The following is a 13412-nucleotide window of genomic DNA, read 5'->3' as shown; positions in this document are numbered from 1 at the left end:
ATGCGATCCCTCGTGCTCATCGACGCCCCGTCCAACCTCGGCCTGCGGCCGCCCGCGCCCGGCACCGTACCCGGGGTCTACAAGCTGGCCGGAGCCCTGCGCGAACAGGGCCTGCTCGGCCGGCTCGGCGCGCGCGAGGGCGGGGTGGTGGTCCCGCCGCGCTACGACCGGGGCGACTGGCAGGAGGGCGACGGGGTGTTCCACGCCCAGGCCCTCGCCGCGTACACCGTCAGCCTCGCGGACCGTGTCGAAGGCCACCTGCGGGACGGGGAGTTCCCCGTCGTCCTCGGCGGTGACTGCTCGATCCAGCTGGGCGCCGCCCTCGCGATGCGCAGGCTCGGCCGGTACGGACTGGCCGCGATCGACGGCTCCGCCGACTTCCGCCACCCCGGGAACGAGGCCGTGAACGGGCCGGTCGGCGCCGCCGGGGGAGAGGAGCTCGCCCTGTCCACCGGGCGCGGCCAGCGCGACCTCAGCGACCTGGAGGGGCTCTCGCCGTACCTGCGGGACGAGGACGTGCGCCTCTTCGGGCTGCGGGACGGGGACGCCGACCTGGTGGAACTGCGCGCGGCGGGCATCGCGGCGGCCACGGTCGGGGAGATCCGCGAGCGCGGCGCCGGGCCGGTGGCGCGGGCGGCGCTGGAGGGACTGCACCCGCCGGTCACCGCCGGCTTCTGGGTGCACCTGGACGCCGACGTGCTGGACCCGGGGGTGATGCCCGCCGTGGACAGCCCCGACGCCGGAGGTCTGGTTCCGGACGAACTCGCCGAACTGCTGGGGGTGTTGGTGCGCTCGCCGCGGTGCGTCGGGCTCAACGTCACCATCTACGACCCGGACCTGGACCCGGACGGACGGGCGGGCGCGCTGCTCGCCGACCTCGTCGCGGGCGCCTTCACGTAGGCCGCGGCGGCCGCTCCGTCGGGCTTTGCGTAATCCTGACCGGTGGTGATCCGCGGAACCCCTGTGCACCGGCCGCCATCGCGTGTTCCATTTCCCTCATGGCCACCACCGTCCGACGTGCCGTCCTGACGCTCCCCGCCGCCCCGACCGGCCCCGAGAACCCGCTGCCCGCCCTGCGCGCGCCCGACGGGGTGCACGTCCTGGACGAGCGCTCGCGCCAGGGGCTCCCGCGCGACATGGCACGGCAGATCGGGTACGCCCCGCTGCGCTCGCTGCTGCCCGTACGGATCAGAGACGGATACCGACGCGAGCGCACGGAGCGGGAGTTCGACGCGGTCGTCATCGAGAACGCACACCTGCGGGTCACCGTCCTGCCCGGTCTGGGCGGGCGCGTCCACTCGCTCCTGCACCTGCCCACCGGACGCGAACTCCTCTACCGCAACCCGGTGTTCCAGCCCGCCGACTTCGCCCTGAACGGCGCCTGGTTCTCCGGCGGCATCGAGTGGAACATCGGCGCCACCGGGCACACCACCCTGTCCTGCGCCCCGTTGCACGCCGCGCTCGTCCCGGCGCCGGACGGAGGCGTGATGCTGCGGATGTGGGAGTGGGAGCGGCTGCGCGACCTGCCGTTCCAGGTCGACCTGTGGCTGCCCGAGGACTCGGAGTTCCTGTACGTCGGCGTCCGCGTGCGCAATCCGCACGAGCGGCCCGCGCCCGTGTACTGGTGGTCCAACATCGCCGTCCCGGAGGACCCGGGCAGCCGGGTCCTGGCCCCCGCCGACGAGGCCTGGCACTTCGGCTACGAGCGCTCGCTGCGGCGGATCCCGGTGCCCGGCTGGGAGGGCGCGGACCGCACGTACCCGCTGCGCAGCCAGTACCCGGCCGACTTCTTCTACGAGCTCGCGGACGGGGCCCGGCCCTGGATCGCCTCGCTGGACGCGGGCGGCCAGGGGCTCGCGCAGACCTCCACCGGCCTGCTGCGCGGCCGCAAGCTGTTCGTGTGGGGCGCGGGGGCGGGCGGCCGGCGCTGGCAGGAGTGGCTGACCGAACCGGGCACCGGCGGCTACGCCGAGATCCAGGCGGGCCTGGCACGGACCCAGCTGGAGCACGTACGGCTGGAGGGCGGGGCGGAGTTCAGCTGGCTGGAGGCGTACGGGCCGCTCTCCGCGGACCCTGCGGCCGTGCACGGCCCCGACTGGCCGGCGGCCCGCGCCGCGGCCGAGGGCGCGCTGGACGCCGTACTGCCCCGGGAGCGGGTGGACGCGGCCTACGAGGCGTGGCGCGGCCGCGCCGACACCGAGCCGGGCGAGCGGCTGGCGGAGGGCTCGGGCTGGGGCGCGCTGGAGGTGCTGTGCGGCGGCCACGAGCTGCCCGGCACCCCCTTCGCGGAGTCCGCACTCGGCGAGGAGCAGGCCCCCTGGCTGGAGCTGTGGCGCACGGGCGTCTTCCCGGCGCCGAAGCGGGTGGCGCCTCCGGGGCCCAGTCTGGTCGCCGCGCACTGGCGGGACATGCTGGAGACGGCCGCGGCGGACCCGCTCACCGAGTACCACCTGGGCGTGGCCCAGTGGCACGCCGGTGACGTGGCCCAGGCGGTACGGAGCTGGGAGCGCGGGCTGGCGCTGGCCCCCTCGCGGTGGCCGCTGCTGCGCTGCCTGGCGGTGGCGGACGCCCTGGCCGGGGACCCGGCGCGGGCGGCCGACGGGTTCGCGGCGGCCTTCGAGGACCTGGCCGCGGAGAGCCGGGGCGGCGAGCCGTGGACGGCCGCGGAGGCCGCGCTGGGCCGGGAGGCGATGACGGCCCTGCTGGCCGCCGGGCGGCTGGCGGAGGCCCGCCGGGTCTGGGACCGGCTGCGGCCGGCCCTGCGCGAACACGGCCGCTTCCGGCTGCTCGCGGCGCGGCTCCTGGCGGCGGAGGGCCATGTGGGCGCGGCCCGGCGGGTCTTCGAGGACGGCTTCGAGATCCCGGACCTCAGGGAGGGGGAGGAGACCCTGTCCGAGGTCTGGTCGGCCCTGACGGACCGCCCGCTGCCCGCCCGCTACGACTTCCGCATGAGGCCCTGACAGCCGGGTGCGGCGCCGCTGTCGGGGGCGCTGCCCCCGAACCCCCGCGCCTCAAACGCCGGCGGGGCTGAGAGGTGCCCGGCACAGGATCTCCCCGTTCAGGACCGAGAACCAGGCGTCCGGGTCGGCGCCCCAGGTGCGCCAGGCGTCCGAGGCGGCCGCGAGGTCCGCGGGCCTGGCGTGGCCGCCGCGGGTGGCGATGTCCGCGTACGCGGAGGCCGTCGTCCGGTCCGCCCACAAGGCCGACCACCAGGTGGTCTCCTCGGCGGTGGCGTAGCACCAGGCCGTCGCCGTGCACCGGACGTCGGTGAACCCGGCCTCCCGCGCCCAGGCCGCCAGCCTGCGCCCCGCGTCCGGCTCGCCGCCGTTGGCGCGGGCCACCCGGCGGTACAGGCCCAGCCACTCCTCCAGCCCCGGCGTCGCCGGGTACCAGGTCATCGCCGCGTAGTCGGCGTCCCGCGCGGCCACGATCCCGCCCGGCCGGCACACCCGCCGCATCTCGCTCAGGGCGCGCACCGGGTCGCCGACGTGCTGGAGCACCTGGTGGGCGTGGACCACGTCGAAGGAGCCGTCCGGGAAGTCCAGCGCGTGCACGTCCGCGACGGCGAACTCCACACCGGCCAGGCCGCGCTCCGCCGCGTACGCACGGGCCTGTTCGACGATGTCCGCGGACGCGTCCACGGCGGTGACCCTGCCGTCCGGGGCGACCAGTTCCGCCAGGTCGGCGGTGATGGTGCCCGGGCCGCAGCCCACGTCCAGGACGGACATCCCCGGCCGCAGCTCCGCGACCAGGTACGCGGCCGAGTTCGCGGCCGTGCGCCAGCGGTGCGAGCGCAGGACCGACTCGTGGTGGCCGTGCGTGTAGACCGCGGTCTCCTTGCCTGCGTTCATGGCCTGTTCCCTCCTCGTCGAAGCGTTGTGCCCACCGTAGTGGATCAGTTCGTCATCTGAGATGACCGTTTTGACATGTGGACACTATCCGTGTGCGCCAAGGGGATCGGGCGGGGCGGTGGCAGGGCTCGTCCCGTGCGAGGAGAGTGGGCGCAGGGGGTCGCACACCCGTGGCAGAGGACGGTGGGAGCCATGCCGGACACGCTGCTCGCACAGCACGCCGAGGCGCTGCGGCTCTTCGGCGAGCGCGTGCGCGCCGTCGCGGACGACCAGTGGGACGCGCCGACCCCGTGCGCGGAGTGGACCGTTCGGGACCTGGTCAACCATGTGACCGGGGAGCAGCTGTGGATCCCGCCGCTGGTCACCGAGGGCCGCACCGTGGAGGAGCTCGGCGACGCCTTCTCCGGTGACGTGCTGGGCGAGGACCCGGTCGCCGCCTGGGACCGGGCCTCGGCCGCCGCGCACACGGCCTTCGCCGCGCCCGGGGTGCTCGACCGGACGGTCCGGCTCTCCTACGGGCCCGCGCTCGGATCGGCGTACTGCTCGGAGCTGACCGCCGACTGCGTCGTGCACACCTGGGACCTCTCGCGGGGCATCGGCGCCGACGACCGGCTGCCGGACGGCCTCGTCGAGTTCTCCATCAAGGAGGTCATGCCGTACGCCGACGCGCTCGCGGGCAGCGGAATGTACGCGGAGCCGCTGGAGGTCCCGCCGGGCGCGAACGCGCAGACCCGGCTGCTCGCGCTGCTCGGGAGGAAGGGCTGACCGGCCCCGAGAACGGGCACACCGCACCAAATAATCGTATAAAGGGCAGGCGGGCAGGGCAGGTCCGGCGCACTGGAGCGGAGCGGGCGCGAGCGCGGAAGGCGGGAACCGGTGGCGGGGATGCAGCGCACGGCGGCGGAGGGCCGCGGTCCGGTCCGGTACGGGCCCCCCGCGCCCCAGCCGGGCTTGCCCGTGCTCCCCGAACTCCTCTCCGTCCTCGCCGCGGCCGCCGGCCGCTCCGCCCCCGAACCACCCGGCGGCGGCGAGCCCGTCCGCGAGGCCGCGTGCCGGTACTGGGGTCGGCGCGGGCTCGCGACCGCCCCGGAGAACGTGGCCGCCGGCCCCGGCGCCCCCGGGCTGCTGCTCGCCCTGCTCGGCGCGTACGGGGGCGACGTGATGCTGCCCCGGCCCTGTCCCGCCTGGTGGACACCACAGGTCCGGCTGCTGGGACGGCGGGCCTACCACGTGCCCACCCCGGCCGAATGCGGTGGCGTGCCGGACCCGTACGCCCTGCTGGAGACCGTACGGCGGGTGCGCGCCGAGGGCGGCGACCCGCGCGTGCTGCTGCTCTCGGTGGCCGACGACCCGACCGCGACCGTGCCGCCGCCCGAAATGCTGCTGGAGGCCTGCGAGGCCGCCGCGTCCGCCGGGCTGTTCGTCGTCAGCGACGAGAGCTGGCGCGACACCGTGCACCGGCCGCACGACACGCTCGTCCTGAGCCCCGCCGAGATGCTCCCCGACCAGGCCGCCGTCCTGGTCGACCTGTCCGGAGCGCTGCTGCCCGCGGGCTGGCCCGCCGCCGTGGTCCGCTTCCCCGCCACCCCGCGCGGGACCTGGCTGCGCGCCCGCACCCTCGACGTGCTCACCGCCACCGGCGCGCTGGTCGCGGGCCCCGTCGCCGGGGCCGCCGCGCACGCTCTCGACGAACCCGACGCCGTCGCCGGACGGGCCTGGGCGGCGGCCGCCCTGCACGGCGTGGTGGCCGCCGCCGCGCACCGGGAACTGCTCGCCGTCGGAGCCCTGGCACGGCCCCCGCAGGCCGGGCGGCACCTGTACGCCGACCTCACCCCGCTGCGCGCCGGGCTCGCCCGGCACGGTGTGGGCGACGCGATGGAACTGGAGGACTGGCTCGGCGGCCGGCTCGGCGCGCCCACGCCCGGCGGACAGCGGTTCGCGGACGAACTGGGGGCGCTGCGCGTGCGGCTGTCGACCGGTCCGATGCTCGGGGCCACCCCCGAGGAGCGGCTGGCCGCGCTCACCACCGCCGACCCGCTCGCCCTCCCGTACGTACGACGCTCCCTGGACCTCCTCGGATCAGTCCTGGCCGGGCTGGCCTGATCCCGCCCGGTGAACGGAGACACCTCGATGAGGGACCAGACAGACGCCCCCGCCGCCGCTGATCCCGGACCCGCCCCGGCCGCCGCTCCGGCTCCCGCCCCTGCCGCCGCGCCTGCGCCCCGCCCGGGCCCGGGCCCGAGCCCCGGCCCCGGCCCCCGCCCCCGGGGCGTGGGGACGGTCGCCGGGCCGCGGGCGCTCGGGGAGGTACGCCGCTGGCCCCGTTCCTTCGCCGACCGGCTGACCACCCCGTTGCCGGGGCTGCGGGGCTTCGCCCGGCTTGCCCGCGAGGGCGCCTTCCGCCCCGATCCCGCGGGGCTGCGGGGCATCCCGGACCTGCCGTACGAGCCCGCCCCGCTGCCCGCCGCCTCGCCCGGCACGGTCTGCGTCACCTGGGCCGGACACGCCAGCTGGCTGATCCGCACCGGCGGGCTGGCCGTGCTGACCGACCCCGTCTGGTCCCGGCGGATCCTCGGCACCCCGACCCGGATGACGCCCGTCGGGGTCCGCTGGGAGGACCTGCCGCCCGTGGACGCGGTGGTGATCAGCCACAACCACTACGACCACCTCGACGCGCCCACCCTCAAGCGACTGCCGCGGCACACCGCCCTGTTCGTCCCGGCGGGCCTGGCCCGCTGGTGCCGGCGCCGAGGGTTCACCCGGGTCACCGAGCTCGACTGGTGGGAGCACGCCGAACTGGGCGGCGTACGCTTCGAGTTCGTACCCTCTCACCACTGGTCGAAGCGGTCCCTGATCGACACCTGCCGGACCCTGTGGGGCGGCTGGATCCTCACCGACGCCCGCAGCCCGGCCCCGAGCAGGGTCTACTTCGCGGGCGACACCGGCTACGGCCACTGGTTCGCCGAGATCGGCCGCCGCCACCCCGGCATCGACCTCGCCCTCCTGCCGGTCGGCGCCTACGCCCCGCGCTGGTGGCTCGGCGACGTCCACGCCGACCCGGAGGAGGCCGTACGGGCCTGCCTCGACCTCGGCGCCCGCCGGATGGCCCCCATGCACTGGGGTGCCTTCGTCCTCTCCGCGGAACCCGTCATGGAGCCCCTCCACCGGACCCGGGATGCCTGGGCCCGCGCCGGCCTGCCCCGCGAAGACCTCTGGGACCTCCCGATCGGAGCCTCCCGCACCCTGGACGAGTGAGTCCGAAGGGGCGCCTGCGGGGAGGTGCCGTGGCGCTCAACGCCCCGGCCGCAGCCGGCGCCAGAGCGACGGGCCCGCGCTGATGAGCAGGGCCAGGCCCACCGCCAGGGCCACGCCCTTCCAGGGCTCCGGGAACAGCGAGCCGCCCAGGATGCCGATCAGCCCGTACGTCGCCGCCCAGGCCAGGCACGCCGGGGCGTCGCCGCGCGCGAAACGGCGCAGCGGGACCTCCGCGAGCAGGCAGGCCAGCATCACCGGGATGCGCCCCGCCGGGACCAGCCGGGAGACCACCAGGACCAGCACCCCGTGCCGGTCCAGCTTCGTCTGCGCCTGCTCCAGCCGTTCGGGCGTGGCCCGCCCGCGCAGCGCCTCCAGCCAGCGCGAACCGTTGCGCGAGCGCACCCCGCGCCGGCCCAGCCAGTACAGGGTCACGTCCCCGGTGAACGCCGCCAGCGCGGACACCCCGAAGACCAGCAACAGTCCGAAGGGCAGCGACTGGTGGAAGGCCACCACCGCCGCCGAACTGACCAGCGCCCCCGTCGGGATCACCGGCACCAGCGCGCCGAGCGCCACCAGCACGAACAGCGCCGGATAGCCGACCGCCTGCTGGGTCGTCTCCGGCGGCACCTGGCCGGCCGCCGCCGCCACGTCGCGCAGGATCACGGCAGCCGCACCCGCTCGCCGTGCCCGGGCACCCGTACCGTCACCTTCGGCGCCAGCCGCCGCGCCCGGCGCGCGAACTCCTCGCCCGGCGCGTGGAACTCGTGAGGCCGCACCGCGTCCAGCCCGATCGGCCAGTACGTCCCGTAGTGCACCGGGACCGCCGCCGCCGGCGCCAGTTCGGCCAGCGCCTCGGCCGCCCGGGACGGGTCCAGGTGCCCCGGACCCAGGTACGGTCCCCAGCCGCCCACCGGCAGCAGCGCCACGTCCACCGGCCCGACCTCCTCGGCCATCGCGTCGAACAGCCCGGTGTCGCCGGCGAAGTAGGTCCGCGCCGCGCCCTCGACCACGTACCCGAGCGCGGGGGCGAGATGCGGCCCGAACGGCAGCCGGCGCCCGTCGTGCCGCGCGCTGACCGCCCGTACCCGTACGCCGTCCCGTACGGCGGCCTCGTCGCCCGGCGACAGCTCCGTCACCGTCAGCCCGCGCACCGCGGCCACCCGCGCCAGCGCCGGCATCGCCCGGCGCGCGCCGCGCGGCACGATCAGCCGGGTGCCGGGCGCGAGCCGCGCCAGCGACGGCAGATGCAGATGGTCGGCGTGCAGATGCGACACCAGCACCGCGTCCGCCACCGCCGCCTCGGGCGGGGGCACCGCCCCGCGCCTGCGCCGCAGATGCGCCAGCCGCCGCGCGAACAGCGGGTCCGTCAGCACCCGGACCCCGGAATCCTCGACCGTGCACGTGGCATGCCCCCACCAGGTGATCTCCACCGGCACCCGGCCCCCTCCCTCGCGCTCCCTCGCGCCCGCACCCGCGCCTCGGTCATGAGCCTAAAGCTTGCCCCGTCGATCCGCCGGGAACCGGAAGTGACCGCCCCCTCCTCCCGGGCGGCGGTTGGGAGTAGGGTCGGGCGGCATGGAAGAGCTGCGCGTGGCCGCGATCGCCAGCCTGGCCCCGCTCGAAGACCTGGACGCCGACCCCTTCGCCGTGGACACCCGCAGCCAGCAGGCGATGTGCGCCCGCTGGGCCGCCGACCACGGCTACGTCGTGACGAAACAACTGCTCTTCTACGGGCTGCGCTCCGACCACTGCGGGCTCTGGTCCGGCATCGACGACGGGCAGGTCGACCTGTTCGTCGCCGCCAACCACCGGGTGCTGGCCCGCGCGCTGCGCTGCGTCGAGGAGTTCACCGCCGAATGCGAACGGCGCGGCGTACGGCTGGAGACCGCCGGACTCGACGAGCCGAGCTACACCTCCGCGATGAAGGCCGAGGTGCACCGCAGGCTCTCCATGCCGACCGCCGGCTACGACGGCACCTGACCGCCACCTGACCGCCACCGGAGCGGCAGCCGTGTCGCCCGGCCGGGTGAGCGGCGCTGTGCGAGCCTGGGAGGCGGGACGGGGGCCCGCGGGCGTGCGCGGGCCGAAGCGGTGAGGCGGGTGCGGCGTGTGGCGAGGACGGTGGCGGACCGCGGGCAGCGCCCTGGTACGGGTGATCCTCGTATGGGCGGTGTCCACCCTCACGATGCTCGCGCTGGCCGGGATCCTGCCCGACTTCCGGCTCCAGTCCGGCGACGGTGACGGCGACAGCATCACGCAGATCGGCCTGACCGCCGCCTGGGGCGCGGGAGCCTTCGGCCTGCTGAGCGCTCTCGTCTGGCCGGTGCTCGTACGGGCGCTGCTGCTGGTGCCCGCGCTGGTGCTCGGGCTGCTCGTCTTCTTCCTGAACGGCTCGCTGCTGCTGCTGGCGCTCAGCCTGATCCCGGCCGGCCGGGGCGAGGTGGCCCCGGAGACCGCCGTGGTGGTGGCCGCGGTGATGTCCGCCGTGGCTTCGGCGACCTCGACCGCGCTCGCCGTGCGCGACGACGAGGCCTACCGGCGCCGGCTCTACCGGCTCGCCGACCGGCGCCGCCGCAGGCAGGGCCGCGCGGGCGCGCGCGGAGCGGCCGGGGCCGCGCCGGGCCTGGTCTTCCTCCAGCTCGACGGGGTCGGGTACGAGGCGCTGCGCCGGGCCTCGGACAGCGAGTTGATGCCGACGGTGCGGGCCTGGCTGGACGACAGCCACCGCGTCGCGTCGTGGCGTACGGACTGGTCCAGCCAGACCGGGGCCAGCCAGCTCGGGATCCTGCACGGCTCCACCTTCGACGTGCCGGCCTTCCGCTGGTACGAGAAGGACACCGGCGAGGTGGTGGTCTGCAACCGGCCCACCAGCGCCGCCGAACTCCAGCGGCGGGCCGTCGAGCGCACCGGCGACGGCGGCCTGCTCACCCTGGACGGGGCCAGCCGAGGCAACCTGTTCAGCGGCGGCGCCGACCAGCTGGCGCTGGTGCTGTCGGTCTCGGCCAGGCGGGGCCGGGCGAACCGGTCCCGCGCGGGCTACTTCGCGTACTTCTCCGACCCGGCCAACGCGGTCCGTACGGCCCTGTCCTTCGTCGCCGAGGTGGCACGGGAGGTCGGCCAGTCGGTGCGGGCACGGATGCGCGGGGAGCAGCCGAGGGTGTCCCGGGGCGGGCTGTACCCGCTGATCAGGGCCTTCGCCACGGTGGTGGAACGCGACGTGGTGGTGGCGGCCGTGATCGGGGACATGCTCGCGGGCCGCGCCGCGGTCTACGCGGACCTGGTCGCCTACGACGAGGTCGCGCACCACAGCGGCCCGAGCGGCCGGGACACCGACCGGGTCCTGGCCCGCCTCGACCGCAGTCTCGCCCTGATCGCCCGGGTCGCCGAGCACGCGCCGCGCCAGTACCGGCTCGTGCTGCTGTCGGACCACGGGCAGAGCCCGGGCGAGACGTTCCTGAGCAGGTACGGGCTCACCCTGAAGGACCTGGTGCGGGCCGGCTGCGGGCTGCCGGTCTCCCGCCGGGCCGGCCGCACCCGCAGCGGCGCCGAGGCCCGCGCCGCCGTCCTCGCGGCCCTGCACCGGCCGGTGGAGGAGGACGAGGAGGCCGGTCCGGAGCCCGGCTCCGCCCCGGTGGTGCTGGCCTCGGGCAACCTCGGGCTGATCTCCTTCCCGGTGGTCCCCGGCCGGGCCTCGCGGGAGTGGATCGAGCGCGCGCACCCCGCCCTGCTGGCGACCCTGGCGAACCATCCGGGCGTGGGCTTCCTGCTGGTGGACGGGGTGGTGCTGGGCCCGGGCGGGGCGACGGCACGGCTGGACGTCCCGGGGGAGGCCGAGGAGTTCCTGGCGCCCTTCGGCCCGGGCGCGGCCGGGGCCGTCCGGCGCACCGACTCCTTCCCGCACGTGGCCGACATCATGGTCAACTCGGCGTACGACCCCCGTACGGGCGCGGTGCACGCCTTCGAGGAGCAGATCGGTTCGCACGGCGGTCTGGGCGGGGAACAGGGGCACCCGTTCCTGATGTGGCCGAAGGACCTCTCGGACCCCGGCGCCGAGCTGGTGGGCGCGGAGTCGGTGCACGTGGTGCTGCGGCGCTGGCTGCGGGAGGCGGACGGCCCGCAGGTCCCGGTCGGACCCGGGGCCGCCTCGCGGCCCGCCGAGGGGCCGGCGGAGGATCCGCGGCCGGAGGGGGACACCGGCGGAACCCTTCCGCCCACAGGGGTGCCCGCACGGGACGAAATCCGCTGATTTGGTGCCGCCTGCGCGGTGGCCGACCATGTGTCGACCTGCCCACCATGTGAGACATTTCGAGGCACACCACCGATGACCAGCACCGTAGCCCCGCCCACCGAGACCGCAGGGACCGCGGGGTCCGGCCCGCAGGGCGACCCGCACGCGCGCCGCTTCGGACTTCCCGTCGCCACCTGCCTGGTCATGGGCAACATCATCGGCGGCGGAATCTTCCTGCTCCCCGCCTCGGTGGCTCCCTTCGGGACCGTCAGCCTCGTCGCCTTCGCCGTGCTCACCGTCGGGGCGATAGCCCTCGCGCTGGTCTTCGGCCGCCTGTCGCAACGGCACCCGCGGACCGGCGGCCCGTACGTCTACGCCCGCGCGGCCTTCGGGGACTTCGCCGGTTTCCTCGCCGCCTGGAGCTACTGGATCACCGGCTGGGTCTCGAACGCGGCCCTCGCGGTGGCATCGGTCGGCTACCTGTCGGTGCTCTTCCCGGCCGTCGGCGCGCACAAGTGGTCGATGTGCCTGGCCGCACTGGCGGTGCAGTGGCTCCCGGCGCTCGCCAACCTGGCCGGCACCCGCTACGTCGGTGCGGTCCAACTGGTCTCGACGGTGCTGAAGTTCGTCCCGCTGCTGCTGGTGGCCGTGGGCGGGCTGTTCTTCTTCGACGCGGACAACCTCGGCCCCTTCCGGGCCACCGACCAGAGCGCCGTCGGCGCCGTCTCCGCCTCCGCGGCGATCCTGCTCTTCAGCTACCTCGGCGTCGAGTCCGCCGCCGTCAGCGCGGGCGAGGTCCGCGACCCGGCCCGCAACGTCGCCCGGGCCACGATCCTGGGCACCGCCGGCGCCGCCGCCGTCTACCTGCTCGGCACCCTCGCCGTCTTCGGCCTGGTCGCGCACGACACGCTCGTCACCTCCCAGGCTCCCTTCACCGACGCCGTGAACGCCATGTTCGGCGGGACCTGGGGCGGCACGGTGGTCGCCTGCGCCGCCGTGGTCTCGATCACGGGCGCCCTCAACGGCTGGACCCTGCTCAGCGCGCAGACCCCGTACGCCGCCGCCCAGGACGGGCTCTTCCCGAAGGCCTTCGCGACCAAGAAGCGCGGCGTACCGGTCGTCGGCGTCCTCGTCACGGTCCTCCTCGCCTCGGGCCTGACCGTCTACAACTACACATCCGGCTCGGAGGGCGTCTTCGAGATGCTGGTCCTGGTCACCACCTTCACGGCCACCGTCCCGTACCTGCTGTCCACCGCCGCCCAGGTCTACTTCCTCGCCACGGGCCAGGCGGAGCGCGTCGACCGCGCCCGCCTGGTGCGCGACGCGGTCCTCGCCTGCCTGGCCTTCGGCTTCTCGATGTGGCTGGTCGCCGGGTCCGGCTACGCGGCGGTCTACCAGGGCGTGCTCTTCCTCTTCGCGGGCGTCCTCGTCCACGCCGTCATGTCGGCCCGCCGGGCGCGCCGCGCCGGAGCCCCCACCGGCGCGTGAGGCCCCGTACCGGCGCGTGAGGCCCGTGCCGGGACGCGGCCGTCCGGGATGGGTTCACCCGGACGGCCGCACCCCGGATGCCGTCCCCACCCCGCCGGGGCAGGCTGTGGCCAATGACAGCCGCAACCGCACAGACGAGGACCGCGCCATGACCCACAGCCGGCGTATCGGCGTCATGACCGGGGTCGCAGCACTGCTGCTGACCGCCACCGCCTGCTCGGCGGGCCGGACCACCGTGGGCGAGCTCAGCTTCCGGGGCCACGACTCCACGCTCGAGGTGAGCTACTCCAACACCCCGGTGCAGGGCTGCCACCGCATCGCCGTCCCGCACGGCGCCACCCACGTCCACAACAACACCCTCGTCGACGTCGTCCTGTACCGGACGCCGGACTGCCGGAAGGGCGACCGCGACGACGGCATCTACGTCGCCACCACCCTCTCGAACGTGACGGCCCCCGCCAGCCTCCCCTGGCGCAGCTTCAGCGTCATCCACTGACCCTGGGGGACCCGACGAGGGTCCCCGTGCGGGGAAAATCGGCTGCGGCCGGGCGCCCGGTGCGCCCACACTGGGCGCGTTCCGCCCCTCCCGC

General features: G+C 75.8%; 12 protein-coding genes. 9 read left to right on the top strand and 3 right to left on the bottom strand.

The annotated features are described in order from the left end of the window. Together OG447_RS27095 and OG447_RS27090 are read left to right on the top strand one after the other, a co-directional pair. Positions 1-900 carry an arginase family protein gene (locus OG447_RS27095; protein WP_266939942.1) on the top strand — a complete coding sequence of 300 codons (900 nt, stop codon included), beginning with the start codon at positions 1-3 and terminating at the stop codon, positions 898-900. A gap of 98 nt (positions 901-998) precedes the next feature. Beyond that, positions 999-2960, top strand: coding sequence for a DUF5107 domain-containing protein (locus tag OG447_RS27090; protein WP_266939941.1), 1962 nt, complete (start codon positions 999-1001; stop codon positions 2958-2960). A gap of 51 nt (positions 2961-3011) precedes the next feature. Here OG447_RS27090 and OG447_RS27085 read toward each other — a convergent pair whose 3' ends face one another. Beyond that, positions 3012-3851 carry a methyltransferase domain-containing protein gene (locus OG447_RS27085; RefSeq protein ID WP_266939940.1) on the bottom strand — a complete coding sequence of 280 codons (840 nt, stop codon included), beginning with the start codon at positions 3849-3851 and terminating at the stop codon, positions 3012-3014. 192 nt (positions 3852-4043) lie between these two features. On the opposite strand from OG447_RS27085, the gene OG447_RS27080 reads away from it, so the two are divergent. The 3 genes from OG447_RS27080 (at position 4044) to OG447_RS27070 (ending at position 7106) form a co-directional block, all read left to right on the top strand. After that, the gene (locus OG447_RS27080) at positions 4044-4616 is read left to right on the top strand and encodes a TIGR03086 family metal-binding protein (protein ID WP_266939939.1); all 573 of its coding nucleotides are present in this window, start codon (positions 4044-4046) and stop codon (positions 4614-4616) included. A 120-nt stretch (positions 4617-4736) separates the two neighbouring features. Next, positions 4737-5954 (top strand): aminotransferase class I/II-fold pyridoxal phosphate-dependent enzyme, encoded by a 1218-nt coding sequence (locus OG447_RS27075; protein ID WP_266940168.1) that lies wholly within the window; start codon positions 4737-4739, stop codon positions 5952-5954. A gap of 27 nt (positions 5955-5981) precedes the next feature. Further along, complete coding sequence (locus tag OG447_RS27070; protein ID WP_266939938.1) at positions 5982-7106, top strand: MBL fold metallo-hydrolase; 1125 nt, start codon at positions 5982-5984, stop codon at positions 7104-7106. 36 nt (positions 7107-7142) lie between these two features. Here OG447_RS27070 and OG447_RS27065 read toward each other — a convergent pair whose 3' ends face one another. Both OG447_RS27065 and OG447_RS27060 read right to left on the bottom strand, forming a co-directional pair. Further along, on the bottom strand, positions 7143-7763 hold the full coding sequence (locus OG447_RS27065; RefSeq protein WP_266940167.1) for a DedA family protein: 621 nt from the start codon (positions 7761-7763) through the stop codon (positions 7143-7145). A 2-nt stretch (positions 7764-7765) separates the two neighbouring features. After that, the gene (locus tag OG447_RS27060; protein WP_266939937.1) at positions 7766-8542 is read right to left on the bottom strand and encodes an MBL fold metallo-hydrolase; all 777 of its coding nucleotides are present in this window, start codon (positions 8540-8542) and stop codon (positions 7766-7768) included. 139 nt (positions 8543-8681) lie between these two features. Here OG447_RS27060 and OG447_RS27055 point away from each other — a divergent pair, with 139 nt between their 5' ends. The 4 genes from OG447_RS27055 to OG447_RS27040 all read left to right on the top strand — a co-directional run bounded on the left by OG447_RS27055 (position 8682) and on the right by OG447_RS27040 (position 13318). Beyond that, positions 8682-9086 carry a hypothetical protein gene (locus tag OG447_RS27055; RefSeq protein ID WP_266939936.1) on the top strand — a complete coding sequence of 135 codons (405 nt, stop codon included), beginning with the start codon at positions 8682-8684 and terminating at the stop codon, positions 9084-9086. Positions 9087-9213: 127 nt separating this feature from the next. Next, entirely contained in the window at positions 9214-11352 is a 2139-nt protein-coding gene (locus OG447_RS27050) for a phage holin family protein (protein ID WP_266939935.1), read from the top strand. A 75-nt stretch (positions 11353-11427) separates the two neighbouring features. Then, a complete protein-coding gene (locus OG447_RS27045) occupies positions 11428-12822 on the top strand; it encodes an amino acid permease (protein WP_266939934.1) in 1395 nt (464 codons plus the stop codon). A gap of 148 nt (positions 12823-12970) precedes the next feature. Beyond that, the gene (locus tag OG447_RS27040) at positions 12971-13318 is read left to right on the top strand and encodes a hypothetical protein (protein ID WP_266939933.1); all 348 of its coding nucleotides are present in this window, start codon (positions 12971-12973) and stop codon (positions 13316-13318) included. Positions 13319-13412: the final 94 nt, after the last annotated feature.

The sequence above is a fragment of the Streptomyces sp. NBC_01408 genome, from assembly GCF_026340255.1.
Classification (GTDB): domain Bacteria; phylum Actinomycetota; class Actinomycetes; order Streptomycetales; family Streptomycetaceae; genus Streptomyces.
Note: the sequence above shows the minus strand (reverse complement) of the source record. Positions and strands in the feature narration are given on the sequence as shown.

Bases quoted from the DNA above. Each gene is read 5' to 3' on its own strand.
- OG447_RS27095 (WP_266939942.1), top strand. From the start codon at position 1: ATGCGATCCCTCGTGCTCATCGACGCCCCGTCCAACCTCGGCCTGCGG.
- OG447_RS27090 (WP_266939941.1), top strand. From the start codon at position 999: ATGGCCACCACCGTCCGACGTGCCGTCCTGACGCTCCCCGCCGCCCCG.
- OG447_RS27085 (WP_266939940.1), bottom strand. From the start codon at position 3,851: ATGAACGCAGGCAAGGAGACCGCGGTCTACACGCACGGCCACCACGAG.
- OG447_RS27080 (WP_266939939.1), top strand. From the start codon at position 4,044: ATGCCGGACACGCTGCTCGCACAGCACGCCGAGGCGCTGCGGCTCTTC.
- OG447_RS27075 (WP_266940168.1), top strand. From the start codon at position 4,737: ATGCAGCGCACGGCGGCGGAGGGCCGCGGTCCGGTCCGGTACGGGCCC.
- OG447_RS27070 (WP_266939938.1), top strand. From the start codon at position 5,982: ATGAGGGACCAGACAGACGCCCCCGCCGCCGCTGATCCCGGACCCGCC.
- OG447_RS27055 (WP_266939936.1), top strand. From the start codon at position 8,682: ATGGAAGAGCTGCGCGTGGCCGCGATCGCCAGCCTGGCCCCGCTCGAA.
- OG447_RS27045 (WP_266939934.1), top strand. From the start codon at position 11,428: ATGACCAGCACCGTAGCCCCGCCCACCGAGACCGCAGGGACCGCGGGG.
- OG447_RS27040 (WP_266939933.1), top strand. From the start codon at position 12,971: ATGACCCACAGCCGGCGTATCGGCGTCATGACCGGGGTCGCAGCACTG.